21 protein-coding genes are annotated in these 24,114 nt (G+C 64.4%); 7 read left to right on the top strand and 14 right to left on the bottom strand.

Going from position 1 to position 24,114, the window contains the following annotated elements:
- Positions 1–240 precede the first annotated feature (240 nt).
- Positions 241–483 (top strand): hypothetical protein, encoded by a 243-nt coding sequence (locus tag AC1D1A_RS20380; RefSeq protein ID WP_476931999.1) that lies wholly within the window; start codon positions 241–243, stop codon positions 481–483.
- A gap of 431 nt (positions 484–914) precedes the next feature.
- On the opposite strand, the gene AC1D1A_RS20385 is transcribed toward AC1D1A_RS20380, so the two are convergent.
- Genes AC1D1A_RS20385 through AC1D1A_RS20395 form a run of 3 tightly spaced genes read right to left on the bottom strand, consistent with a single transcriptional unit; the run spans position 915 to position 3,815 of the window.
- On the bottom strand, positions 915–2,153 hold the full coding sequence (locus AC1D1A_RS20385; RefSeq protein ID WP_476948569.1) for an NAD(P)/FAD-dependent oxidoreductase: 1,239 nt from the start codon (positions 2,151–2,153) through the stop codon (positions 915–917).
- A 15-nt stretch (positions 2,154–2,168) separates the two neighbouring features.
- Positions 2,169–2,492, bottom strand: a complete 324-nt coding sequence (locus AC1D1A_RS20390; RefSeq protein WP_028276580.1) for a 2Fe-2S iron-sulfur cluster-binding protein — start codon at positions 2,490–2,492, stop codon at positions 2,169–2,171.
- A gap of 27 nt (positions 2,493–2,519) precedes the next feature.
- Positions 2,520–3,815: a cytochrome P450 gene (locus tag AC1D1A_RS20395; RefSeq protein ID WP_476948570.1), complete on the bottom strand. Its 1,296-nt coding sequence runs from the start codon at positions 3,813–3,815 to the stop codon at positions 2,520–2,522.
- A gap of 143 nt (positions 3,816–3,958) precedes the next feature.
- Between AC1D1A_RS20395 and AC1D1A_RS20400 the strand changes: the two genes are divergently transcribed.
- Positions 3,959–4,873: a LysR substrate-binding domain-containing protein gene (locus AC1D1A_RS20400; RefSeq protein ID WP_230009662.1), complete on the top strand. Its 915-nt coding sequence runs from the start codon at positions 3,959–3,961 to the stop codon at positions 4,871–4,873.
- A gap of 742 nt (positions 4,874–5,615) precedes the next feature.
- On the opposite strand, the gene hxlA is transcribed toward AC1D1A_RS20400, so the two are convergent.
- The 10 genes from hxlA to AC1D1A_RS20450 form a co-directional block, all read right to left on the bottom strand.
- On the bottom strand, positions 5,616–6,239 hold the full coding sequence (hxlA, locus tag AC1D1A_RS20405; protein ID WP_056431769.1) for a 3-hexulose-6-phosphate synthase: 624 nt from the start codon (positions 6,237–6,239) through the stop codon (positions 5,616–5,618).
- A gap of 111 nt (positions 6,240–6,350) precedes the next feature.
- Positions 6,351–6,941 carry a 6-phospho-3-hexuloisomerase gene (hxlB, locus tag AC1D1A_RS20410; RefSeq protein WP_476948571.1) on the bottom strand — a complete coding sequence of 197 codons (591 nt, stop codon included), beginning with the start codon at positions 6,939–6,941 and terminating at the stop codon, positions 6,351–6,353.
- A gap of 141 nt (positions 6,942–7,082) precedes the next feature.
- Positions 7,083–9,053 (bottom strand): acetoacetate--CoA ligase, encoded by a 1,971-nt coding sequence (locus tag AC1D1A_RS20415; RefSeq protein WP_476948572.1) that lies wholly within the window; start codon positions 9,051–9,053, stop codon positions 7,083–7,085.
- Positions 9,050–9,658 (bottom strand): cupin domain-containing protein, encoded by a 609-nt coding sequence (locus AC1D1A_RS20420; RefSeq protein WP_476948573.1) that lies wholly within the window; start codon positions 9,656–9,658, stop codon positions 9,050–9,052. The genes AC1D1A_RS20415 and AC1D1A_RS20420 overlap by 4 nt, the downstream gene beginning before the upstream one ends.
- Complete coding sequence (locus AC1D1A_RS20425; protein WP_476948574.1) at positions 9,655–10,674, bottom strand: fumarylacetoacetate hydrolase family protein; 1,020 nt, start codon at positions 10,672–10,674, stop codon at positions 9,655–9,657. Before AC1D1A_RS20425 ends, AC1D1A_RS20420 begins: the two co-directional genes overlap by 4 nt.
- Positions 10,675–10,764: 90 nt before the next feature.
- The gene (locus tag AC1D1A_RS20430) at positions 10,765–11,616 is read right to left on the bottom strand and encodes an ABC transporter substrate-binding protein (protein ID WP_476948575.1); all 852 of its coding nucleotides are present in this window, start codon (positions 11,614–11,616) and stop codon (positions 10,765–10,767) included.
- The gene (locus AC1D1A_RS20435; protein WP_476948576.1) at positions 11,613–12,644 is read right to left on the bottom strand and encodes a fumarylacetoacetate hydrolase family protein; all 1,032 of its coding nucleotides are present in this window, start codon (positions 12,642–12,644) and stop codon (positions 11,613–11,615) included. The genes AC1D1A_RS20430 and AC1D1A_RS20435 overlap by 4 nt, the downstream gene beginning before the upstream one ends.
- Before the next feature lie 30 nt (positions 12,645–12,674).
- Positions 12,675–13,613: a VOC family protein gene (locus tag AC1D1A_RS20440; RefSeq protein ID WP_364744927.1), complete on the bottom strand. Its 939-nt coding sequence runs from the start codon at positions 13,611–13,613 to the stop codon at positions 12,675–12,677.
- Between the two features lie 41 nt (positions 13,614–13,654).
- Positions 13,655–15,157: a bifunctional 3-(3-hydroxy-phenyl)propionate/3-hydroxycinnamic acid hydroxylase gene (locus AC1D1A_RS20445; protein WP_476886879.1), complete on the bottom strand. Its 1,503-nt coding sequence runs from the start codon at positions 15,155–15,157 to the stop codon at positions 13,655–13,657.
- A 94-nt stretch (positions 15,158–15,251) separates the two neighbouring features.
- Entirely contained in the window at positions 15,252–16,628 is a 1,377-nt protein-coding gene (locus AC1D1A_RS20450; RefSeq protein ID WP_476886880.1) for an aldehyde dehydrogenase family protein, read from the bottom strand.
- A 145-nt stretch (positions 16,629–16,773) separates the two neighbouring features.
- Here AC1D1A_RS20450 and AC1D1A_RS20455 point away from each other — a divergent pair, with 145 nt between their 5' ends.
- Together AC1D1A_RS20455 and AC1D1A_RS20460 are read left to right on the top strand one after the other, a co-directional pair.
- A complete protein-coding gene (locus AC1D1A_RS20455; protein WP_476948577.1) occupies positions 16,774–17,787 on the top strand; it encodes an ornithine cyclodeaminase family protein in 1,014 nt (337 codons plus the stop codon).
- 27 nt (positions 17,788–17,814) lie between these two features.
- Positions 17,815–18,834 (top strand): dihydrodipicolinate synthase family protein, encoded by a 1,020-nt coding sequence (locus AC1D1A_RS20460; RefSeq protein WP_476886882.1) that lies wholly within the window; start codon positions 17,815–17,817, stop codon positions 18,832–18,834.
- A gap of 293 nt (positions 18,835–19,127) precedes the next feature.
- Here the strand turns inward: AC1D1A_RS20460 and AC1D1A_RS20465 are convergent, their stop codons facing one another.
- Complete coding sequence (locus tag AC1D1A_RS20465; protein ID WP_476948578.1) at positions 19,128–20,387, bottom strand: substrate-binding domain-containing protein; 1,260 nt, start codon at positions 20,385–20,387, stop codon at positions 19,128–19,130.
- Positions 20,388–20,513: 126 nt separating this feature from the next.
- Between AC1D1A_RS20465 and AC1D1A_RS20470 the strand changes: the two genes are divergently transcribed.
- Genes AC1D1A_RS20470 through AC1D1A_RS20480 form a run of 3 tightly spaced genes read left to right on the top strand, consistent with a single transcriptional unit; the run spans position 20,514 to position 24,003 of the window.
- Positions 20,514–22,022: a sugar ABC transporter ATP-binding protein gene (locus AC1D1A_RS20470; RefSeq protein ID WP_476948579.1), complete on the top strand. Its 1,509-nt coding sequence runs from the start codon at positions 20,514–20,516 to the stop codon at positions 22,020–22,022.
- The gene (locus AC1D1A_RS20475) at positions 22,019–22,978 is read left to right on the top strand and encodes an ABC transporter permease (RefSeq protein WP_476858227.1); all 960 of its coding nucleotides are present in this window, start codon (positions 22,019–22,021) and stop codon (positions 22,976–22,978) included. The genes AC1D1A_RS20470 and AC1D1A_RS20475 overlap by 4 nt, the downstream gene beginning before the upstream one ends.
- Positions 22,975–24,003 carry an ABC transporter permease gene (locus AC1D1A_RS20480; protein WP_476886886.1) on the top strand — a complete coding sequence of 343 codons (1,029 nt, stop codon included), beginning with the start codon at positions 22,975–22,977 and terminating at the stop codon, positions 24,001–24,003. Before AC1D1A_RS20475 ends, AC1D1A_RS20480 begins: the two co-directional genes overlap by 4 nt.
- The last annotated feature ends 111 nt before the right edge of the window (positions 24,004–24,114 follow it).

The following is a 24,114-nucleotide window of genomic DNA, read 5'->3' on the forward strand; positions in this document are numbered from 1 at the left end:
ACCGCGACCGCGACACCGTCCGCCCGCACTGGCGCTGCGAGAAATCAGATACAGATACTGGAAACTTGGATTCGCGCATGCCCCGCCCGCAAAACTGTCCCGCTCAGGTTGGACAATCGCGACAGTTGCACCCCTGCCCGCGCAGATCATCGGGCTACGCCCGGATCTCCACCAACGAACAGGACCTGACAGCGCCACGCTTTGGCTGGGTGTCCCCAGGGGGCCCGATCTATTTCGACAATGGCTGACCGACAGGAAAAAGAAACGGCCAGGACCAAGCGAAAGCCGTGGCGGCTGTTCGAGCCGGCGTCACCAAACGCGATAGGTTGGCCCGGCTCCTGCCCGCTGCTCGAGAACATTGCCGAGGACACAACGAAAATTTCCCAGGAGTTCTGGCTGCCGACAGGGATGACCATAGAGTTTTTGATCCCGAAGTCGCAGCAGGTCATGCAGTTCCAAGCGCTCCCGGCCATGAAGGAGTAAGCAGCAACACCGCTGTCCAAGGCAAGAGGAGGAGCCGCCAGACCGCAACGGGCATCAACAAAAATGGGCCCCCGCAGGGGGCCCAGAAAGGAGATTTGTACACATTCAGAGGCCCAACAAGCCCCTGCACAGGGAAAACACGTGCCCGAGGTGGGACTCGAACTGCCTTCCAGCCCTTGCGAACACTGGACTCCCCCGGAAACATGCCGAATCCGGCCCGATCCGACCCCGGTACGGCCCGATCCGACACCCAAAATGTGCACAATGTACACACCCCCGAAAACAGCCAGTTCAACTCATTTCGGCCACGAGCGGCGCCCACATCACAGGGGCGCGGCCCTTCTTTGTGCTGACAAAATTCGTCTCCCTTGAAATCGGGATGATCACCATGATCACGGGGATTTGTCGGGGGCGGAGACATGTAATCCCTGTCAGGCGACTACTGGGACTAACGGGGTGCTTGCGACAGCCTTCAGGGTGAACCCCTCGGTTTCTGCCTGGTCGCGGGTGATGCCCGTGCCGGCGGCGAGTAGTTTGCGGGCGGCCAAATGGTCCGCGGGCGCGTTGACCGATTCCACAGCCGTGAGGACGCCGTCCCTGAAGCAGAGGACGGAGAACTTAGCTGCCGCCTGATCACCCAGGACCAGCGTGTCGTCATCGGGTCGTGCGAGCCCTGCCATCTGCAGCCGGTATGGGCCCTGTGTGGACCAGAACCAAGGCAGCTCCGTGTACGGGTGGTTAGCCCCTAGGACCGTGCGGGCGGCATGACGGGCCTGATCGGTGGCATTCTGGACCGACTCCAGACGCAGACGGACCTGGGCATGTGGGCTGGGGAAACTGGCGCAGTCGCCGATCGCCAGAACGGCAGGGTCCTCTGTGCGCAGCGTTTCATCGACGACGATGCCGTTGCTGGTCTCGAGGCCTGCGTCCGAGGCCAGGGTGTCGTTGGGCTGAACGCCGATGCCCACGAGGACCAGATCAGCAGGATAGGAAGCCCCTGTGGTGGACACTGCGGCTCCGACGCGGCCATCCGCGCCGGGCTCGAAGCGGTCAATGCCTTCGCCGAGGCGCAGGTCGACGCCTTGTGAACGGTGGGCGGCTGCGAACCACTCGCCCATGACGGGGGTCAGTGCACGTCCCATTGGGCGAGGCGCGAATTCCAGTACGGTCACGCTGCATCCGTGGGCCAGGGCGGCGGCGGCGAATTCCAGTCCGATGAATCCGGCACCGATGATGACGATATTGCGGGCGGTGGGCAGCGCCGTGTGCAGCGCTTCTGCATCTGTCAGGGTTTTCAGTCCATGGATGCCGCACAGGGATGCGCCCGGGCAGCTCAGCATCCGGTTTCGGGCACCGGTCGCGAAAACGAGGTGGTCGTAATCGAGTGAACCTTTGGTGAGCTTGACCTTCCGTTCCGCCCGGTCGATGGCGAGTGCTTGGGCGCCTTCATGGAGTGTGACGTTCTTGTCCACGAAAAAGGAAGCTCCGCGCAGCGGCAAGGGAGCCGGCTCCTGGCCCGGGGCCAGGTAGTCCTTGGACAGCGGCGGGCGCTGGTAGGGCAGTCCGGATTCCTCGGCGATCACATGGATCTCACCCCCGTACCCCTCGGTCCGCAATGTATCGGCGACCTGTAGGCCGGCCTGTCCGCCGCCTATGATGACAACGCTCATGTCATTGCCCCGCTTCTAGAGTTGGCCGGCAGGGATGTCGACGACAATCCCTGTGAGTTCTGCGTCGATTTTGATCTGGCAGCCCAGCCGTGAGCTGTCCATCCGCTCCGCGGTGGCGCAGTCGAGCATTTCGTCTTCGTCGTCGCTGATCTCGGGCAACGCCTCGGCATATTCCGGCCGCACGTAGACGTGGCATGTGGCGCACATGGCCTGCCCTCCGCATTCGCCGATGATGCCGTCAATGCCGTTGCTGACGGCGGCGCGCATCAGTGTTGTGCCTTCCTCGACCTGGAGGGTTTGCTGGGTGCCGTTTGGCTGGGTGTAGGTGACGGTGGGCATCGTTGCTCCTTGTATTCGGGGGTGCTCTTAGTTCCAGGTGACGGGAAGGCTGGTCAGGCCGCGGAAGACCCAGCCGTCCCAGCTCTCATTCCGCCGCTCGTCTACACGAAGCCCTGGGAAGCGCTTGTAGGCCATCGGTACGGCAATCTGACCGATGGAGGTCTTTGCGGCCCAGTGCCCGGCGCAGAGGTGGACGCCGCTGCCGAAAGCGAGGTGGGGGCGCTTTGGCCGGTGGATATCAAAGTCTGCTGCAGAGGCGCCGAAGTGGGCGGCGTCGTGGTTGGCGGATGCAACGACCACGCCGATCCCGGCGCCGGCGGGGATCCGGACGCCTTCGAGGACGGTTTCCCGGGTCGTTTGGCGCGGGTACATGCCGATCGGTGATTGCCACCTGACGGCTTCGTCAAACACGGACGCCCACAACGAGGGGTCGGCGAGGACCTGCGCCCGCTGTTCGTGGTGGCTGCTGAGGGCCCAGACCATGTTGGTGACCATGTGTTGGGGCTCGTTCATTCCGCCGGAGATGGTCAGCTTGACATTCGCTGCAACGTTGGATGTTGGCAGCCCGCTGTTTGCGAACGCGGACACCATCGAGGCATCCGGATTCTGCCGGTAGTAGGGGATCAGTTCCTTGAGTAGAGCGTCGGCCTCCGCGGTCGAAGCGTCACACCGGTCCCAGATCGACTGATCGTCCAGGACGTTGCCCATGCCAGCGATGAAGTCGTGGGACCAGCGGCGAACCTGTTCCACTGATACATCCTTCAGCCCCAGCAGGTCGATGAGGTTCTGCGAGGCCACGGGTGCGGCATAGTCCCGGTTCAGGTCTGCCTCCTCTGGGCCAAGCTCGGCGACATTCTCAAGGTAGGTTTCGGCGTTGCGCTCAAAGACGGGGCCCCAGACTTCCTTGAGGGACTTGGGACGAAGCACAGGATTTACCGGTGCCCGGTCTACTGAATGCTCTGGATCATCCTTGCGCAGCATCGGCTGGGCACCGATGGCCCGGGTCATCGTGGCGCCGGAAACGTTGGCGCTGAAGGTCTCCTGATCCTGTTCCACCGTGTGGCAGCCGGCGTAGTTGGTGACGAGGAACTTGTTAAGCTGCGGAACCCAGGCGACCGGCGACTCTGCCCGCAGCCGGGCATAGGTCGGGTAGGGATCCGATGCAAGTTCAGCCACGTCAACCCAGTCAGCCACGGCGTAGTCGGCGGCGTCCTGCGAAGCGGTGGTGCGAGCTTGATCGCTGCTGCCGGGCACCGAGGCCGCGTCATCGCTTCGGGTCTCCGAGTTCCCGTGGTAGGGGCACTGTGCGGCTTGTGTCGTCATTGTTGTCTTACTCCTACTGGCACGTCGTTGTGTAGCCGGTCCTACTGGCACTTCCTTGTGTAATCAGTGTCACAGGCAATCTTTCTCTAGTAAACTGCGAATATCAGTAGAAGTATTTCGATTCTTTAGGAGAAGTGATATTCGTGCCGAAATTCACGTTTCGTCAGCTCGAACTCTTCGCCGCACTGCCGGAACACACCACCCTGGGATCCGCGGCGCAACAGCTCCACATCTCCGAATCCGCGCTCTCGCATGCCATCAGCGAGCTGGAGGCAGCGTTGGGGGAACAACTGTGCATCCGGAGGAAGGCCCGGGGCATGCACCTGACGCCGACTGGGCGCCACTTCGCGAAGCGGGCCGGGGAACTGCTTCGCGAGGCCAGCGCACTGGCAGACGGATTGGGTGAGATCCGCGGCGAGCTGAAGGGGCCGATGTCGCTGGGCTGCTATACGGGCCTGGCAAGCAACGTCCTGCCCGCCGTGCTTGAAGGCATGGCAAGCCTGCACCCCAAAGTCGAAATCAGCATCACGGTAGGAGACCACGCCGACCTGTTGCCGGCACTTGAAGATGGAACCCTGGACACGGCCATCGTCTACGACATTAGCTTGCCAGCGGACGTGGAGCGCAGGGTCATCTACAAGACCGAAGTCATGGCCGTTCTGGGGGCCAACGATTCACTTGCTGAAGAAGACGACGTGGATCTCGCTGATCTGGCGACCAAGCCACTCATCATGCTCAACACGGCCCCCAGCACGGAATATACGCAGTTGATGTTCGCTCAGCGTGGGCTCAAGCCAAACGTGGGTGCAGTAGTCCCGCAAATCGATCTTGTCCGGGCGATGGTCGGGCGGGGGCTCGGCTACAGCCTCTTGATGTCGCGGCCCAATCAAATCCCGGTTTCCAGCGAGGGCAAGGGACTCGTGACCCGGCACCTTCGTCCCCGCGCCGGCCAGACCTCCGTCGTTGCGGTCTGGCCAAAAGAAACGATGCTGACTGCCCGGGCACTGGCTGTCATCCAATATGCAGTCGAGGTCCTGGACGCCATTGAACCCGAATAGCGACCGCCGGGCGCAAGAAGACTCAAGACCGAGGGTCGGCGCCCGCCCCATTCCTGGACGGTTTCAGGCTGCGTTGCGTGCTGGCTCTCGAGTGGACGCCTGGATATTGACCACGTAGTTCCGGAAGCAGGAACGCTCTCTTACCAGGCAGACCGCTCCCGGGATTCCCCGAACGGCACTTCTTCACTGAGTTCTAGGACGTACCGGCCTGCGCGATGGCGGGTAACCAAAATGCCGGCGGGCCGGCGGCTCAGAGCCACATCGACGAGCGACGACTCAGCCTCGTTCAGTAACTTGTCGACAAGATTTGGGTCAGCAGTGGACACCTCGCGCCACTCATCCGAATAATCCGGGAGGGAAGGGCTTTGATCGTGTACCGCGGATCTGGTCGGAGTCGGGTTGGGGAGTAACGTCAGATGGGACATAGTGTGACGCCATCCCCGCGCAGGAACAGCCGGCGGTCAGCCGTTCCGTTCTCGATCACCCAAATCAGATGCCCGCGGTCTCCGACCGCGTCTACCCATCCGGCGTACTGGAGATCCCCCAGACATACCTCGACGCCGTCGCCTGGGCTCAGGTATTCCCATTGGTGGATGGGCCGCTGGGTGGGCCGTGGCTGAAGCGTGACTCCAGCATTCATCGCATACTCACTTTTTGTCCCTCCGGGTTCCTTGTGAGTGGGTTGGATGCGGCGGCCGCACGTTTTGCACGTGCGGCCGCCGCAGGTGATGGAAAGGAAGCGTCAGATGATGGCGGCCTTCAGTTCTTTGGCGGCCAGGCTGGGATCCGCGGCTCCGTAGATTGAGCCGCCCGCTACGGCCACGTCCGCCCCTGCCCGCTGGACAGCGTTGATCGTCGAGAGGTTTACTCCTCCGGCTACTGAGAAGGGGACGCGCGCTTCTTCGCCGGCGGCCAGGAGCCCCTTGAGGTCATAGCCGGGCTGTGACTGCTCATCAAGGCCGGCGTGGAATTCCACGAACTTGGCGCCAAGGGCGCGCGCTTCCTTGGCGCGGGAGACTTTATTGGATACCCCAATGAGGTCCACAACGATGCCTTTGCCGTGCGCACGGGCGGCTTTCACGGCGCCGGCGATGGTCGAGTCGTCTGCACTGCCCAAGACTGATACCAGGTCGGCGCCGGCTTTGAAGGCGATGTCGGCCTCCAATTCTCCGGCGTCCATGGTCTTCATGTCAGCGAAAACGATTTTGTCGGGGTGGGCATTCTTGATGGCGGTGACAGCGGAGAGGCCTGCAGCCTTTATCAGGGGTGTTCCGAGTTCGATGATGTCCACGTATTCGGCTACTTTGGCGGCCAATTCGAGGGCGTCTTCGACGGTGAGGAGGTCCATTGCAACTTGGAGTTTCATGATCGGCTCTTTCTTTAGGAAATGTTGGGCAAAAGGAATTCAGGGGTGAGTTGTTGACCGGTGTTTCCGCTGCATCAGTCGTCGCCTCCGTCGTCGCCATCCTGAGTCCTGCTATTCGAGATTGGCGTGCCGGGTCCAGAGCTGTTCGGCAGAAATGCTGGTTTCCTCCCAGAGGGCTTGGAACACCGCTTCGGTGGCGAGGAATAGCACCTGTTCGAAGAGGCTTCCGGAATATTGCCGAGACGCACCCGATTGGTGGTCGGTTTTCTGCGGGGCCGGGATAACCACGAGCATGTCGGATACTGCAGCCAGTGGGGAGTTTGTGTTGGCAGTGAATGCGGCCACCTTTGCACCGGCCTTTGCCGCAGTTTCTGCCGCCTTCACCACGCTTGAGGTTGTTCCGGATCCAGAGGCCACCACCAGCAGATCCCCGGCGCGGATTGCAGGAGTGGTGGTGTCCCCTGCGATGTGGACCGTGAGGCCGAGATGCATCAGCCGCATAGCGGCCATCCTGAGAACCAGTCCACTGCGGCCTGCCCCTGCGACGAACACCCGGTTAACGGTGGTGAGATGGGTGGCCAGGTGGGCAAGTTCCTGTTCATTGATGCAGTCTGCCGTCTCTCCAACCTCGACCCGGATCAGAGTGAAGCTGTGGCCGATGGCGCCCGCGGTCTTTTGACTGACAGGTGTTGCTGTTGGCATGGTTCCCAATGTCTCTCCTTTGACGGGGTGAGCCGTATTTAGCCAGCCGTTGAGTCGCTGGATGTTTCATCCTCGATACGTCCCGGCGCCCATCACCCATTACGGCGGACCGAACCTGTCGGAAGCCGGTAGCGGTGCCGCCTACGGTGATATCGTCTGCCGTTCAAGGGCAAACCGGGCATATTCTTCCAACAGCACGGGATCATCCACCGACCCGAGATCCGCGACCGTTTCCAACCGGGCTCCTTGCAGAAGCCGCTTGATGGGGACTTCCAGCTTCTTTCCGGTGCGGGTATGCGGAATTCCGGGCATGAAGACAATCTCGTCGGGCAGGTATCGGACGGAGAGGTTCTCACGGATTGATCTTGTGATCGCCTCTTGGGTCACGTCCGGGTTGGCGCCGTCGGCCAAATGGACGAACAGCGGCATGTAGTAGTCAGTGCCCAGTTCGGCACCGACCACCAGCGCCTCGGCGACTTCCGGCAGAGATTCGACCACCGTGTAGATGTCTGCCGAACCGAGCCGCAGCCCGTTGCGGTTGAGGGTCGAGTCGGAACGGCCGTGGATGAGGATGCCCCGGTGCGTGAACTCGATGTAGTCCCCGTGCCGCCACACGCCCGGGTACATCGCGAAGTAGCTCTCGTGGTACCGGCTGCCGTCGTCTCCCCAGAAGCTCAGCGGCATCGAGGGCATTGCCTCGGTCACCACCAGTTCGCCCTTGCCCCGGGTGGGATTGCCGGCTTCATCCCAGGACTCCACGCGCACCCCGAGGGCCGGAGCCTGGATGTAGCCGACATGGACCGGCAGTGTCGGGGATCCTCCCACGAAGATGGAGGCGATGTCGGTGCCACCACTCATCGAACTCAACCAGATGTCGCCTACATTGCCGTAGACCCAGCGATAGCCGTCGGCCGAGAGCGGCGATCCGGTGACCTGAAGGGATTTCAGGGCGCCCAGGTCGTGGTCGCGCATCGGTAGCAGTGCGGCCTTCGCGCAGGAATGGACAAATCCCGCACCGACACCGAGGACTGCGACCTGCTCGGCGCCGGCAATCTGCCACACCCGGTCGATCGACGGGAAGGTGGGGTTTCCGTCGACGAGTACCGCCGTCGCCCCCACGCCGAGTGCGGAGACGAGTGCGTTCCACAGCACCCAGCTCGTCGAGGCCACGTTGAGGTAACGGTCCCCGGGCCGCAGGTCGGAGTGGATGAGGAGCATTTTCATTTCCTCAAGCAGCGCCCCGCCGTGGCCATGCACAATGCCCTTGGGAATGCCCGTTGTCCCGGAGGAGAACAGGACCCACAGGGGGTGGCTGAACTCGACGTCGTCAAAGACGAGCTCCGCCGATTCGGCCACGGCCTGTGCCCAGTCCACGGCCGGGGCCCTGGTTGGGACACTCGGGACGGAGGTATGCCGTCCCACCCAGATCACGTACTCGAGGGTGGGGAGCTGGGCGAAGATCTCCCCCAGCTCCGCGCGGCGGTCCCGGTCCTTCCCGCCAAGCATGTAGCCCGGGGCGGCGATGACGACCTTTGGGCCGAGCTGGGCGAACCGCGAAACGATCGCGCCCGGGCCGAACTCCGGGGCGCAGACGGACCACACGGCACCGATCGAGGCGGCGGCGAGCAGCCCGACGACGGCCTCGGCAACATTCGGAAGGATCGCTACGACCCGGTCCCCGCGCCCCACGCCGCGGGTCCGAAGGTGCGCGGCCAGGGAAGCCACCTCGCGCCGCAGCGCGTCCCAAGTGACCTCCTCGCGCGTCCCGTCCTCGGCAATGCCGATCAGTGCGGTGCCCTCGTGGCCCTGCAGCAGGTGCCGGGCGTAATTGAGGGTGCGTCCCGGGAACCAGCGCGTGTGCGGCATGGCGTCGTTGGTGCAGACGGGCCCTGGCGTCCCACCGAACTCGACTCCCGCAAACCGGGCAAAGAGTTCCCAGAACTGCTCGGGCTCATCCACCGACCACTGCCAGAGCTCGTCGTAGCCCGCACCGACGTCGATGTCCTGCCCGTCCAGGAAGGCGGCGAAACGTCCGACGCCGGTCTCCGCGCTGTCCTCCGGTTCGGGTTGCCAGATCATCTCGCCGTCAGCGGCATGGGCGTCGGTGATCATGCGGTCTCCAAGGGCCGGGAAGCCTCCCTGCGCCGCTCGGCGATCTGGGCCGCAGTGATGGGCTCGGTCCCGATCAGTACGAAAAGGACCCGGGCCGTGGTGTCGCTACGGTTGGACCACGCGTGGCTGGTGGCGCGTTGCACGGCCACATCGCCGGCGCGCATGGTCGCCTCACCCTCATCGACCAGCAACGTGATTTCACCCTCGAGGACGACGGCGTAGTCCAGCGAGTCGGTGCGGTGGAACCAGAAGTGCTTCGATCCGCTGTGCTCGGCCCCCGCTTCGGCCTCGTCATGCCCGTCGAGCTCGCTGAAGATCACCGAGCCCGCCTCATCCGGATAGACGGAGTCCGGCGGGAAGTCGGCAATGCGCAGGATCGTCTCGCCGGCGGCGGGGAAGCTGGGAATCTCGGCGTCGGCCGTTGCCGGGTCGCCGTCGCTGACGTGGTCGATGGGTCCGGCTGCGGTCAGCCATGGCACGGTGGCACCGAAGCCCGGAATCAGTTCCGAGGACCAGTGGTTGGGCGCGGCCCCGTCCGAGAGGATGATTGCGCGTCCTTGGTCGTCGTGCCCGGTGACGATGCGGCGGACTGGGGGCCGGGTCATGAGACCACCCATTCTTCGTGCGGGTAGATGCGGGGCTCGGGCCACCAGGGGGCCTTTTGGCGTTCGGTGGAGATCGGGGTGCGCAGCGTGCCGACGCCCTCGAGTTCTAGCTCAATGACGTCGCCGGGTTTCAGGAATTTCCCGATTTCGACGCCGGCGCCGAAGCCCATGGTGCCTGAGCCGATGAGGTCGCCCGGCTGCAGGCGGTCGGAGATCGAGACGTAGGCCAGCAGTTCGGCGGGGGTATATACGAAGTCCTCGACCTTGGTGTCCGAGAGCACCTCGCCGTTGACGCGGACCTGGCCGCGCAGTCCCTCGATGGAGTCAATTTCGTCCATCGTGGTGACCCAGGGGCCGATGCCGTAGCCGAAGTCCTTGCACTTTTGCGGGCCCATGCCGATCGCCATTTCCGCGCCTTGGATATCGCGTGCGCTGAAGTCGTTGAAGACGGTGATGCCAAAGAGGTGGTCCAGCGCCGTGTCCGGGGTCAGGTCGCTTCCGGACTTGCCCACGACGTAGCCGACCTCGAGTTCCCAGTCGAGGGCTTCGGTGAAGTCGGGGTAGGGCAGGACCTGGTTGTGGCCGTAGGACATGGCAGTAGTGCCCTTGAAATACCCCGGACGATCGTAGATGGAGCGTGCCGGCTGGGCCTTGGCGACAATGCGGTGGAAGTTCTGGATGTGCTGCTCGAAGGTCAGCCCGTCGCGGATGACCGGGGCGTCGACCGCCGCGCGCCACGAGACCTCGTCGATGCCGTACGAAGCGTCGTCGGCCGCGGCAAGCGCATCGTGTGCGGCGTCCAGGAATACGGCGCCTCCGCCGATCCCCGCTGCCAGGCTTCCGGGAAGAACCGCCAGGGCGAGTGCCCGGGCGCGTTCGGGCTCGGCAGCCTTGCGCTGCAGGGTCAAGGCATAGGCGCGGGCAAGGTCAATAACCCGGCTCTGCTCCGGCTGGGCCGCGACGAGTCGAATCTGTTCGCCGTCGGGCGTGGGCACTGCTATTCGTCCCAGTTTCATGGGTGCTCCTTTGGAGATCAAACATACGATACGTACAGTATCGCATTGGGTATATGGAGTTGCAATAGGCAACTTCGTGGGGGGTGGCGCTCAGTTACTGATATTGGCGGACCGTGTGGCCTTCAGGAGCGGTTCGCCGTCGCAGAGCTCCTCCAGACTGACGTACGGCGGAAGCATGTCCAGGCTTCGACGGATTTCGGTCAGCAGCTCCAGTCCGCGGCGATCCACTGCGAGCGTGCGGGCGCGCGTGGCCCAGGCCGTCGCCGCTGCGGTTTGGTAACCGCAGCGTTCAAGCAACTCGATGCCTTGTGCCTCGGCCATCGACTCTCCGGCCCCCACTCCGAGGACCAAGGCGCTGAGGTAGCGTTCCAGCTCCGCGGATTCGAGGACCTCGGCGCGGACCACCAGGCCTTGGCCCGGCAACTCCGGCAGCAGGGCGTTGACATCCAGCACGCGGCGCATCCCGGCCTGTTCGGCCAGTTGGTCGAACGGCGGCCCGAGCAGGGTCGCGTCCACTTGACCGCCAAGGAGTGCGTCAAGTCGTTCTCGCACGCCACCCACCACCACGTAGTCGACGTCGACGCCGGCGTCGCGCAGCAGGCGCTTGGCGATGAGCGCGAAACCGTTGTCGGGGGCGTCCACCGCGAACCGGCACCCGGCCAGGTCCGCGATGGATTCCACGGCACTGTCTGCATAAATGCCCAGTGGCGTGGTCTGCTCGACCTGGGCAACCAGGCGTAGGTCGGCCCCTGCCCGGGTCCATTCGAACAAGTTGTCGATCGCTGTGACCACCATGTCCTGTTCCCCGGCAATCAGGGCCCTCAGCTGTTCGGCGCTCGACGTGGTCCGGATGGACACCACCTCAACGTCTCGCAGGAATCCCAGTTCGTCCGCCAGCAGATAAGACACCGGCGGGACGAAGTGGCTTTGGCGCAGGCTCACCAGGCGGCCCCGCCGGCCGCAGCGACAGCGACTGGGCGATCCACATACCAGGGAGGCAACTGCCCGCTCGGCCCGCGGACTGTCGAACGTTGGGTGCCGAGACCCGAGATCTCCGCTTCCATCACGTCGCCGTCCTTGAGGAATCGACCCCAATGCGAACCGTTGCCCGCCGGCGAACCGGTGATCAGGACATCCCCGGGCTGCAGCACAGCGACCGAGGAGGCGTAGGCGATCAGGCTCGGGATGTCGAAGAGCAGGTCATCGGCCAAGGCATCCTGCATCAGCGTGCCGTTGAGGCTCAAGCGGATCCGGAGCTTCGCCGGATCCGGGACGAACCGCTTTGGCACCACGTAGGGGCCGGTGGGGAAGAACGTCGGCTGGTTCTTCGCCCGGAACCAGTCGGTGCCCATCATCGCGATGTCGTTGCGCGGGACGAGCGTGCGCGCGGTGACATCGTTGACAATCGTGTATCCGGCCACGTAATCGAAGGCGTCGTCGGCCGAGACCCGGTGCGCCCTGCGGCCGATGACCACGCCGAGCTCCAGTTCCCAGTCGACGTTGCCGCCGACATCCGGCAACTGCACGTCATCGTAGGCGCCGCAGACCGCCGAGGGGATCCCGGTCCAGACGTAGGGGTCGCCCGAGCGGCCGCGCTCATCAATTTCAGCGGCGGCGTCGGCGGCCAGTTGCGCCGCGTCGGCGCCTTCCTTGCCGAGCTTGTGGGCCACGCTCATCTGCAGGACGTGCTCGCGGTAGTTCGCCCCCGCGGCGATGATGGTGCCCACCGGCTGCACTGGAGGCAGCACTTTCAGCCCCTCGAGCGGGCGCGCGCCGGCCGCTGCCGGGTCGACGGACTCGAGCGTGTCCAGGTGCGCGTCCCAGCCGGCGAACAGATCCCCGATCCGCGCGATTCCCGGCACCACTGTGCGCAGGTCAACGACGTCGTCGCCGAAGACCACACCGGGAAATTGCTCCCCGCCGTCCTCGAAGGTGCCCAGCATGAATCCGCTCACGCGTGCTTCTTCCATGAATCCTCCATTAGTCATTGTCTGCTGCCGCTATACCGGTGGGGCCACGTACAGGCCCTTGTCCCGGTCGTTGAACATTTCGCGGGCGATGAATTCGTCCATGTCGCCGCCGGTTCCCCATTGGTCGGAGGTCTCGGGGTCGCGCGTGTCAAAGATGCTTGGATGCCAGGTATCCTCATCCACCGAATCCAGCTCGGTGGTGTATTCCATGGTGTTCCCGTTGGGATCGTGGAAGTAGGTGAAGGTGTTGTCCCCGGCCTTGTGGCGGCCAGGGCCCCAGATTTTCTTGAACCCGGACCGCAGCAGCTTGCCGCTTCCGCGCATGTACTCGTCGATGCCGCGCAGCTCGAAGGACGCGTGCTGCAGCGAGGCATGCGGACCGCGGGAGATCGCTATGGAGTGGTGTTGTGCATTGCAGCGCATGAAGTAGAAGAGGTCGCCCATGTGCGGGTGGTTCAGGGTGTCGGAGAGACGGAAGCCCAGATGCTGTTCATACCAGGCGCGCATCTTTTCCGGTTCCGGGGAGTTGAGCACCACGTGGGAGAGCCGCACCGGGATCGCCTCGCGTTCCTCGATCTTGCGGTGCTTGCGCACCTCAACATCGGAGGAGACCTCGATGGTGCGTCCCTCCAGGTCGAAGAAGCGGAAGCCGTATCCCCCACCGAGGGTCTTGACGTCATCGGGTTCGCCAATGAGCTTCACGCCCTTGGCAATGAGGTCCGAGGCGAGCTGGTCCACCGAGGCCTTGTCCGCCGCGCCGAACGCGACCATGTCAAGGCGCTTCTCCTCGGCCTCGCGCACGCGGACCGAATACTGTTCTGGCGATCCCTCGGCGGCGAAGTAGGTCACGCCGCCGTCGTTCTCCATTTCGGTGAGTCCCCAGTGGTTCTTGTAGAACTCAACCTGCTTTTGGTAGTCGGGCACCGCGATGTCGAAGTGCCTCAGGTGTGTGATCGGGCTGAATGCCATGATGGTCTCCTGTGTTCTGTCCGTTTGACGCGGATGTGGGTTTAGATGCGTGCCGGCACGTTGTGGCCGGCCTGCGGAATGCTGCGGATGAGGCGCTCCAGGGCCTCGGGGCTGTCGCCGAGGCCCAGGATGTAGCGGTCCGGGCGAACGACGACCGCCTGGGCGCCGGCGGCGGCAAGGATCTGGCCGACCTTGGCCGGATCGAACAGGACCACGACGTCGGCATGTTCCTCAAGTAGTTCCCGCAGTGGGGCCGGGACCGCGGCATAGAGCTCGCGGGTTGTTGCCACCAGGAAACGGCTTCCCACCATGTCATCCAGGCGCACCCCGTCGGCGAGGATCGGCTGCATGCCGAGCCGGCCGGCGCGTTCGTCGGTGCCGCCGTCGTGCAGGCCAGGGCCCAGCGCGGGTGAGATCGGTGCGGATGCGGCGGGGTTTGCGCGGATGAAGGCGTCACGCTGCTTCGCGGTGTCGGCGTCGGTGGTTTGCATGAAGCCCGCCGCCCGGGTTGCCTGCTCGACCCAGAACCGTGCATGCGGCATGCGTTCACTCTCGTAGGTGTCAAGGAGGCTGTCGTCGGCCGCACCGCGTTTGACGGCATCGAGCTTCCACACCAGGTTGGCCACGTCGCGTAATCCGGCGCATAGGCCCTGACCAAAAAGCGGTGGCGCCTGGTGGGCTGCGTCCCCCGCCAGGAAGATGTTCCCGGCGCGCCACTGCCGTGCGATGCGGCCACGGAAGGTATAAATAGCCAGCCGGTCTGCAGTGAATCTGTCTGCCGGCAGCACGCCGTGGCTGATCTTTTCCACACCCTCAGGGGTGGCAATTTCCTCGGGGTCGTCCCCCGGCATCAACATGAACTCCATCCGCACCCGTTTGCCGGGGAGGCGGATCCACAGGGCGGGCCTTGTGTGATGACCCAGGAAGATCATGTCGGAAGACAGGCCGGGGCCTTCTTCCAAAATGCCGTCCGCGACAAGCCACTGTGCATCCTCGCCCAGCTTTTCGCACTCGATGCCCAGCGCCTGGCGGGTCTGCGAGCGCGCCCCGTCCGCTGCGATGGCCCAGCGGGCGCGGATTAAGGATTCCGCGCCGTCGGAGTCACGCACCGCCACCTCGACGCCCGGTCCCTCATTGCGCACGGAGAGCACGCTGGCGCCTCGGCGGAGCTCGACACCGGGAAGTTCTTCCACGACATCCCGCAGCAGGACCTCGATGTCCGGTTGGTGAAAGGTGAGATCGTCGTGCCAACCCTGGGTGCCAAACTGACCCGTGGGCAAGGACACCAGGACTTCCCGCTCCTCGTTCTCGATGTGGAAGGAGGACATCGGCAAAGTAACCTCGGCAAAGCGCTCGGCGACTCCCAGCGATTGGAGGGTGCGGAAGGTTTCACCATCAAAGTGCACGGCGCGGGCAGTTGGCCAAACCTGGACATCACGCTCCACCCCGACGGCGGTCAGACCTGCGCGCCCCAGCAAGGCCAGCGCAGTGACTCCTACAGGCCCTCCCCCGATCACTACCACGTCGACGTTGACGTTAGCCATCTTGCTCCTTCAAGTTCAGTACGTATCGTTTCGAATAAAAAGTAACATGCATCACTTAGCCGCACAAGGGTTAGCTGATGGGCTTCCGGCTTGCTTACGCCTTCCAGATGGTCTTGAGATTGCAGAATTCCCTGATCCCGTCCGCAGCCAGTTCCCGACCGAACCCGGAACGCTTGATCCCGCCGAACGGCAGCTCCTGGTACGAAACCGTCATGCCGTTGACGAACACCGCGCCGGCGTCAAGGTTGGCCGTAAACCATTCCTCCTCCTCGGCATCAGCAGTCCAGACCGCACTGGAAAGCCCGAAGGTGGTCTGGTTCGCAATCCGGAGGGCATCCTCGCGGTCCCGGGCGCAGTACAGCGACGCGACGGGCCCAAAGGTCTCCTCCTGGATGATCCGCATCTCTTCGCTGAGTCCGGCGAGCACCGTGGGGGCATAGAAGAAGCCGGGGCCCTCGGGAACCACCCCGCCGGTCAGCACCTGGGCACCCAGGGAACGGGCGTCCTCGACGAGCTCGGCCAGTTCGTCGCGTCCGGACAAGGTGGCCAAGGGCCCCACCTGAGTCGCGGGATTCAGCGGGTCCCCGACATTAAGCTCCGACATCAGCTTCACGAATTCGGCGGCGAACGCGTCATAGACCTCGGTGTGCACGATGAACCGCTTGCCGGCGATGCAGGACTGGCCATTGTTGCTGATCCGTGCACGCACGGCGGTCTCCGCCGCGGCGGAGACGTCCGCCGAGGGCATGACAATGAAAGGGTCCGACCCGCCCAGTTCCAGCACGGCCTTCTTCACGTGGTCCCCGGCAATGGAGGCGACCGAGCGCCCCGCCGGCTCGGAACCCGTCAGGGTCACCGCTTTGACCCTCGGATCGGCCAGGACGCCGGCAACCTGGGAGCCGCCGATCAGCAGGGTGCGGAAGGATCCGCGCGGGAACCCTGCCCGCTCAAAGAGGGTGTCGAGGAAGAGCGCAGCCTGGGGCACGTTCGAGGCATGCTTGAGCAGGCCGGAGTTGCCCGCCATGAGCGCCGGGGCGGCAAACCGGATGACCTGCCAGAGCGGATAGTTCCACGGCATGACCGCCAACACCGTCCCCAGCGGCTCGTAGCGGGTCCACGCGCGGCTGGCGCCGACCGACGACGGGTCCTTCAGCGGAGCCTCGGCCAGGAATTCCTCGGCATGCGCGGCGTAGAAGCGGATGGCCTTGACGCACTTGTGCACCTCGGCGATCGATTGCGCAATCGGCTTGCCCATCTCGACGGTGATCAATGCGCCCAGACCCTCCGCCTGATCCTCCAGGATGTCCGCCGCGGCGAGCATCCACTGGGCGCGCTGGGCAAAGGTCGTGCCGCGCAGCAGCCGCGCCGCTTCGGCGGCTTCCGCGATGCGAGCTTGGACTTCCTCGGCCGTATGCGGCTCAATGATCATTTCGGTCGAACCGGTGGTCGGGTTGACGGTTGCGATTGCCATGGATGGGGTCCCTTTCCTTGAGACGTGTTCTCGATCACGACTATATAAGATACGATTCGTATCGGATACTATCTGAGTCTACTCAGTAAATCCACCCACGCCCGCAGCCCGTGGACCGGCTGCCCGACATCCAAGGAGTGCCCCCGTGAGCACCAATGGCGAGTTACCGAACAGCCTTCCGCTCTTTCTCACCGACGCCGACGTCGCCAGCCTTTCGGACTGGGCCGGGGCCATCGAAGCCATCCGCGCCGCCTACAAGGCCCCCGGCGACCAGGCCGGAACCCCCGGGCGGATCTTCGCCCAGACACCGCGGGAATGGTTGCGGATCATGCCCTCGGTGCCGCCCAGCGGCCAGCTGTTCGGCGCTAAGTCAATCGCCGGGTCCTTCGCTGACGGCCTGCGCGTCAGCTACCTGATTTCCCTCTTCGACAAGGACACCGCGGATTTGGTGGCGCTGGTTGACGGAAATCGCGTCACCGGCCTGCGCACCGCCGCGACCACCGCTGTGGGCACCTCCACGATCGTGCCGCAACGGCCGCTGACCGTGGGCGTTATCGGCTCCGGCTTTGAGGCCCGTTCCCACCTGACTGCCTTTTCCCACCTGCTGGAGTTTGCCGACATCCGCGTCTTCAGCCCCACCCCCGCCAACCGCGAGGCCTTTGCGGCCGAGTTCGACGGCGCGTTCGGGGCTCCCGCACGGGCCGTCGGCTCGGCCCGCGAGGCCGCCCAAGGCGCGGATCTCATCCTGTGCGCAGCACGCTCCCGCGATGAATCGACGACCGTGCAGGCCGACTGGGTCGGAGAGGACACCGCTGTGGTATCGATCGGTTCCACGACAGCAGCCCAGCGTGAGCTGCCCGCCGAACTCCTCGCCCGCGCCGCGGTGGTCGTGGTGGATTCCCGTGACGAGGTCGTCAACGACAGCGGGGACATGATCGCGGCCCGCGCGCACGGCGTCGATGTCGATTCGATCGTTGTAACTCTCAATGCCGTCCTGTCCGGTGAAACCGAGATCGATTCCGCGCACGGGATCAGGATCTACAAGTCGACAGGTTCCGGCCTGCAGGACATCGTGGTTGCCGAGATGCTCGTGGACCGCGCCCGCGCCGAGGGCATCGGCACCGTCCTGCCCGTCGGCATTGTCACCAGCCGCAAATAACGCCTCACAGAAATAAAGGAGAACACCATGGTGGAATACACCAAATCCGAGGCCCGCTCCTGGGCCAAGGAGAACTTCACCGGCACCGTCGCGGTGACGCACCCATCCTTCACCCCTGACTTCTCGGGCATCAACGAGAACGCGATCCGCCACGACATCCTCCTGCTCAAGGAACGCGGCTACGCCGGTTCCCTGATCATCGCCGAAGCGAATGTGACCCCGGAGGAGAACGCCCGGATCACGGCCGTCGCCCGCGAAGCGGCCGGCCCTGACTTCGCTCTCTTCTTCCACGCCATCTTCGGCACCCTGGAAGAGAACATCCACGCAGCAGACCTCGCCACCAAGGCCGGCGCCGACCGCGCCCTGCTGGCCTACCCCTCATCGTTCTGGCCGACCTCCTACGACGAGGTGTTCGACTACACCAAGCGCTTCACCGACGAAACCGACCTGGCCACCATGCTGTTCCCGCTGCCGGCCTGGGGCTTCGAGCGCATCCATCCCGCAGGCATGAGCGTGGACTTCGTGCGCCGCGTCCTCGACGCAATGCCAAGCATCGTCGCCATCAAGGCCGAACAGGGCTACCCGGGCATCCCCGGAGTCATGGAGATGTACCACCACTTCCGCGATGAAGTAGTGATCTCCTGCCCCATCGAGGCCGAAATAATCCCCCTCATGTCGGTCTTGGACGTCCAGTTCTCCGGCACCGCGAACACGAACTGGATGGGCGACTACTACCCCAAGGCCTTCGAGATGGCGCGCACCGGCAAGTGGGAAGAGTCCATGAAGCGCTACTGGGAGGTCCAGCCGGCCCGGGCCGCCAATATCGCCGTTTCGTCCACTTCCACCCCGGGCACCAGCTCCATCAACCGCACCCAGTGGAAGTACCAGGAGTGGCTCTCCGGCTTCAACGGCGGCGCCCTGCGCCCGCCGGCAGTCAGGCTTCCCGACCGCTTCATGAAGCAGCTGCGCGCAAGCCTGGAAGCCTCGGGACTGCCCGTCACCGATTCCCCAGACTCCGAGTTTCTGCGCGGACGAATCAGCGCCTAAGCCCTGCGCGGCCTTGTGCCGGCGTTGGAGTGCCCCGTGGGCCACTGAACCGGCTGGCTGGTTCAGTGGTCCACGGGGCTTCTTTGCGTGTGGCAGACGGTGCCGCAGAAGATGCAGCACCCGAAACGAGGTTGGTGCCACGACAGCGACGCGCCGAAGTGGCTACGCAATCGCATGTTTGGGACACGCAAGGGCCCCTTCTAGGGTTGAGTGTCGATTCGACATCCAACCCGTGGAAGAGGCCCTCAATCCCGAGTCAAGGCCGGGGGTGTGGGAGTGGCCCCCGATAGGAGTTAGGCGCTGGGGTTTGCGAAGAACTTATTGAGGCGATCGGTGGGCAGGTAGTCCTCCGGGGCGCCGGCAAGATCGGTTAGGTCATTGTGGTCCCACGAGGGATCCGCGAGCTTGGCGAGGTTGTCTCGGGAGACGATCACCGAGGGTTCAACGATCTGGTTGATCTTCGGCCCGTCACCCTTCAGGATGCGCAGCGCCACGTCCGCCACTGCCTCACCGGTGCGCACAGACGGGGTCGTGGTGCCGAAAAACGGGTAGTCCTGCTTTGCCAGCGCCCAGGAGGAGAACCCGCGGCTCGATCCGTCGTCCGCGATCGGCGGCACGTCCATGCCCGATTCCTCAAAGGCGTTGCGGATGCCTACGCCCATCGTTCCGGCCTGGAGAACTGCGTCAACCCCTGCAGGGTTGGTCGCAAGGAACTTCTGGACCTCCGCCTGGGCCGTTGCCGGCTGGAAGAAGCCGGTGACCGACCCGGCTACCTTGATCTCCGGGCAGTTTTTCAGGACGGCATCGATGCCCAGGTTCGCGAAGGTCGAGACAGGGATACCCGGGATGCCATCGACGCGCAGGACGTTGCCCTTGCCCCCGATTGACCTCAGCGTGCCGGCGGTAACCTGGGCGATCGCGAGCGGGGTGTTCCTCGTCACGCTGACGGCGTACTCGGAATCGATCGGCACCTGAGCGGCAACTAGCGGGATGCCGGCGTCATATGCGGCCTTGGCCAGGCCAACGGAGGGCTCCGGTGCGATGGGCGTGTAGATGATCACGTCCGGCTTGAGCGAGAGCGCCTCATTGAACTGCTGGAGCTGCAGGGGCACATTCGACGGGTCATCCGGGGCGAATTCGCCTACGATCTTGACGCCACTTGCCTTCAGGCTCGTGCGGATCGCCGCCGACATGGAGGCAATGAAGGGGCTGGCCGGTGGCATGCCCACGATCGCGGCCGTGAAACCGTCAGTCTTCTTCGGCTTGTAGCCGGCCCATGCCGATTTGCGGATCTCGTAGGGGTAGAGGTTGTAGCCCGCGGCGATCTCCTTGGGGAAACCGGCCAGCAGGCCGTTCGGATCGTTCACCGTATCCGTCGGCAGCGACCCGCAGGTCCCGGCGGCCGCCGACTCGGCCGGCCCGGGCGTGTTCCCTCCGGAGGAGCCCGGGGCCGCTGGCGCCGATGCCGAACAGCCCGTCAGAACGAGGGCGCCGGCCCCCAGGATCGCGGCGCCGACCGTCGAGAAGCGGGGGAAAAAGGTTGTCTTCTTCATGGTTTATCTCCTGCCGTATAAAACGATTCGTATCGTATGGCATCAGAGTAGGCAGATGCGGTACGATTCGTCTAGTTTCGAATATGACCTGTGACACATTTATCGGCCACTCAAAGGGGATTCGCCGTGAACAACCAACCATCCGCCCTGGTGCTCGCCGGGGTGAGCAAACGCTTCGGTGCCACCCGCGCCCTCATCGACGGCGACCTCCACCTCCGACCGGGCGAAATCCACACGCTCCTGGGCGAAAACGGCTCCGGGAAGAGCACTCTCGTCAAGATCATGGGAGGCGTCCACCGCCCCGATTCCGGCACCGTCACATTGAACGGCGTCCCCGTAACCAGCCGATCGCCCCGAGCTGCCATGGACCTGGGGATTGCGACGGTATTCCAGGAAGTCCTCACCGCGGGGAGCCAATCGGTCCTCGAGAACGTCTGGCTCGGGTCCCACGGAGTGTTTCGTCGCCGGCTGGGCCTCGCCGAGCAGCGAGCAATAGCCCAAGACGTCCTGAAACGCATCGCAGGCGAGATTCCGCTGGATCTTCCCGCGGGCAAGCTCTCGCTCTCCGAGCGGCAGTCCCTCTGCATTGCCCGCGCACTCGTGCGCAACCCCAAGGTGCTCATCCTCGACGAGTCGACGGCCTCCCTGGACGTCAGCTCCCGCGACCGGCTCTTCGTCGAGATGCGCCGGCTCGCGGCCGAGGGCACTGCCATCCTGTTCATCTCGCACCGCATGGACGAGGTCGCGGAGATCTCGGACCGGGTCACCGTCCTGCGGTCCGGGCGCAGCGTCTCCACCGTTGAGAGATCGGATCTATCCATCAACCGCTTGATCACGGACATGACCGGAAGCTCCGGCCATGACGACACCCGGCGGCAACCGCATGTTCCCGGGGACACCGTCCTTCAAGGAACGGCCGTCCGCCTGGCACCGACCTCGGCACCCATCGACTTCGAGCTGCGCGCTGGCGAGATCGTGGGCCTCGCGGGGCTCGAGGGCCACGGCCAGGACCAGTTCATCAAGCGCCTGGCCGGTGTGGCGGGCGGGCCCGGCAGCGTCGTGCGCCTCCTCCCCGGGGGCGCCGCAGAGCTTACCGAGCGCAACGGGGATGTCCTGGGGGTGGCCTACCTACCGCGCGAACGTCGCGGAGAGTCGCTGTTCGGGTCCATGTCGATCCGCGAAAACTTCGCGCTCCCGACGCTGGCCAAGGACCGGCGCGGCGGCTTGCTGGACACACGCAGCACTGCCCGCCGGTTCGAGGCCTTTGCCGACTTACTGTCCCTGCGCTTCGGTGCCGCCCACGATGCCATCTCCACCCTGTCCGGCGGCAACCAGCAGAAGGTGCTGCTGGCCCGCTGGCTTGCCACCGACCCCAAGGTCCTGCTGCTCAATGACCCCACCCGAGGCGTTGACATCGGGACCAAGCGGGAGATCTACGCAATCCTGCACCGGCTCAGTGCCGAAGGCATGAGCATCGTGATCCTCTCCAGCGAGGTCGACGAGCTCGTGGACCTCGCGGACCGCGTCCTGGTCTTCCGCGACCAAGCGGTATTTTCCCAGATCCCCCACACACAGCTGTCCACCGAATCCATCGTCGCCGCATACTTCGGCCAGAAATCAGAGGTCCTCACATGAACCGCGTCCTGACCCTGTTCCAACGCTGGCCCTTCGCCTTTGCCTTGCTGCTCGCACTGGTGCTGCTGGTGCTGAACCTATTCGTCTCACCGTCCTTCCTCACCCTCGAGCGCCTGCCCGGCACCCTAGCCACGCTGGCGCCGTTCGTGCTGGTGGGATTCGCCTCCACGCCCTCGATCCTCGCCGGTGGCATTGACATTTCGGTCGGTCCCCTGGCCACCTTCATCAACTGCCTGTTCGTCGCCATCCTCATTCCCGCGGGGCTGGGCAACTGGCATCTCGCGGCACCCATCATCCTGGCGGTGGCCGCCGGAATCGGAGCCCTGAACGGAATCCTGGTCGCCGTCGTGCGCCTGCATCCGGTGGTCGCAACCACCGGGATGCTGTTCCTGCTCGTTGGCCTGTCGCTGACCATCGCCCAGAATCCGGTGGCCGCCCCGAATAATTGGACGGAGGTCTTCGCCAGGGGCATCGGCATCGTCCCGGGCGCTCTCCTGACCATCGGCGTCGCCGGGCTGATCTGGTTCGCCCTGCGCCGCACGGCCTTCGTCAGCAATCTCCTCGCGACCGGCGAGAGTGATGTTTCAGCCTACGGTTCCGGCGTGAACATCAAGGCAATCCGGATCCTGGCCTACACCCTCGGCGGCCTGTTCGCCGGAATAGCGGGAATCGCTCTGACGGCAATCGTGCAGTCATCGCAGTCGTCGCTCGCCTCCACCTATGCCCTGCTGGGGCTCGCCGCAGCCGTGCTGGGCGGGACGAGCCTGGCCGGCGGCCGCGGCGGGCTGTTGGGTGCCCTCTTCGGGGCGGTCTCCATTTATCTGCTGCAGCAGTTGCTCACGGCCTCGGGCGTGGCACCCAGCCTCATCCAATTTGCCTACGGCGCCGTCCTCGTCGTTGGCGTCGTGCTGGGCGCGACGCTGCTGGCCCCCCGTTTGAAGAGGAACGCATCATGACTCGTGACATCCTGTCCCCCGCAGAAACACCCCACGCGCCAACGGCCCAGGCCAAAGCCTGGACCAGGTTCAGGGCCTGGGTCTTCGAAGTACCGGCCCTGCAGGTCCTTGTCGTGCTGGCCCTGGCGGCTTGGCTCGTGATCACCATACCGGCCATTGCAAACCCCAGGTCCATCACCTCAGTGCTGGTCATCACGTCCCTGCTGGCCCTGGCAAGCATGGGCCAGACGCTTGTGGTGATCCTGGGCGGGCTTGACCTGGCGGCGCCGGGTTACATCCTTTTCGGTGCCTTCATGGCGGCGAACGTCGCGGGCAAGCTCGGGGTCCCTGCGGTCGTAGCCCTGCTGGTCACAGTCGTGGTCTGCGGCGGCATCGGTGGCCTGATCGGCTGGATCTGTCACCGCTTCGCGGTCCAGCCACTGGTCGTCACGCTGGGCACTGGCGCGGCCATCACGGGCGCGACGCTGTTCCTCGCCGACGGCGACTATTCCTCCGCGCCGCCGAATGCGTTCCGTTCCTTGGCCAGCCTAAGGGGGACCACCCTTGGCCTGCCGTTCCCCCCGATCATCCTGATCGTGCTTCTCTGCGGGGCGGGAATGTGGCTTTTCCTCAATCGCACCGCAACGGGGCGTCGCTTCTACGCGACAGGAATCAATTTTCGGGCCGCGCGATTGGCAAGGATCCGGACAGCTGCTGTGTGGACCATGGTCTTCGCAGCCTCCGGTGCCCTGGCCGGGGTTGCCGGCATTTTCATTGCATCCTTCGGCTCGGGCTGGTCGCAAACCATCGGGGAACCCTATCTGTTCTCTGGCCTGGCCGCGGTCCTCGTCGGCGGTTCGATCTTCGGCTCGATTCGCGGCAGCTACACCCGGACGCTGCTGGGTGCACTCATTCTCACCCTTTTGTCCACAATCATCGTGAGCAATGGCCTGACCGAAGCCCAGAGCCGCATCGTCTTCGGCGTGATCATCCTTGCCGTGGTCTCGCTCTACGGTCGTGGACGCCACGTCCGCGACAGGTTCTGAGGCCGGGTCCGGTTTCCGCTACTTTCGGCGTTCCATTGCGACGCGCGGTCAAGATATAAAACGAGCCGAATCGACTACCTATTTTGGATGAAGCATTTCATCCTGGTCCAA

This window comes from Arthrobacter sp. P1_B9 (genome assembly GCF_056406495.1).

Bases quoted from the DNA above. Each gene is read 5' to 3' on its own strand.
- AC1D1A_RS20385 (WP_476948569.1), bottom strand. From the start codon at position 2,153: ATGAGCGTTGTCATCATAGGCGGCGGACAGGCCGGCCTACAGGTCGCC.
- AC1D1A_RS20460 (WP_476886882.1), top strand. From the start codon at position 17,815: ATGGTGGAATACACCAAATCCGAGGCCCGCTCCTGGGCCAAGGAGAAC.
- AC1D1A_RS20435 (WP_476948576.1), bottom strand. From the start codon at position 12,644: ATGGAAGAAGCACGCGTGAGCGGATTCATGCTGGGCACCTTCGAGGAC.
- AC1D1A_RS20440 (WP_364744927.1), bottom strand. From the start codon at position 13,613: ATGGCATTCAGCCCGATCACACACCTGAGGCACTTCGACATCGCGGTG.
- hxlA (WP_056431769.1), bottom strand. From the start codon at position 6,239: ATGAAACTCCAAGTTGCAATGGACCTCCTCACCGTCGAAGACGCCCTC.
- AC1D1A_RS20480 (WP_476886886.1), top strand. From the start codon at position 22,975: ATGACTCGTGACATCCTGTCCCCCGCAGAAACACCCCACGCGCCAACG.
- AC1D1A_RS20465 (WP_476948578.1), bottom strand. From the start codon at position 20,387: ATGAAGAAGACAACCTTTTTCCCCCGCTTCTCGACGGTCGGCGCCGCG.
- hxlB (WP_476948571.1), bottom strand. From the start codon at position 6,941: ATGCCAACAGCAACACCTGTCAGTCAAAAGACCGCGGGCGCCATCGGC.
- AC1D1A_RS20420 (WP_476948573.1), bottom strand. From the start codon at position 9,658: ATGACCCGGCCCCCAGTCCGCCGCATCGTCACCGGGCACGACGACCAA.
- AC1D1A_RS20450 (WP_476886880.1), bottom strand. From the start codon at position 16,628: ATGGCAATCGCAACCGTCAACCCGACCACCGGTTCGACCGAAATGATC.
- AC1D1A_RS20415 (WP_476948572.1), bottom strand. From the start codon at position 9,053: ATGATCACCGACGCCCATGCCGCTGACGGCGAGATGATCTGGCAACCC.
- AC1D1A_RS20395 (WP_476948570.1), bottom strand. From the start codon at position 3,815: ATGACGACACAAGCCGCACAGTGCCCCTACCACGGGAACTCGGAGACC.
- AC1D1A_RS20475 (WP_476858227.1), top strand. From the start codon at position 22,019: ATGAACCGCGTCCTGACCCTGTTCCAACGCTGGCCCTTCGCCTTTGCC.
- AC1D1A_RS20380 (WP_476931999.1), top strand. From the start codon at position 241: ATGGCTGACCGACAGGAAAAAGAAACGGCCAGGACCAAGCGAAAGCCG.
- AC1D1A_RS20445 (WP_476886879.1), bottom strand. From the start codon at position 15,157: ATGGCTAACGTCAACGTCGACGTGGTAGTGATCGGGGGAGGGCCTGTA.
- AC1D1A_RS20425 (WP_476948574.1), bottom strand. From the start codon at position 10,674: ATGAAACTGGGACGAATAGCAGTGCCCACGCCCGACGGCGAACAGATT.
- AC1D1A_RS20390 (WP_028276580.1), bottom strand. From the start codon at position 2,492: ATGCCCACCGTCACCTACACCCAGCCAAACGGCACCCAGCAAACCCTC.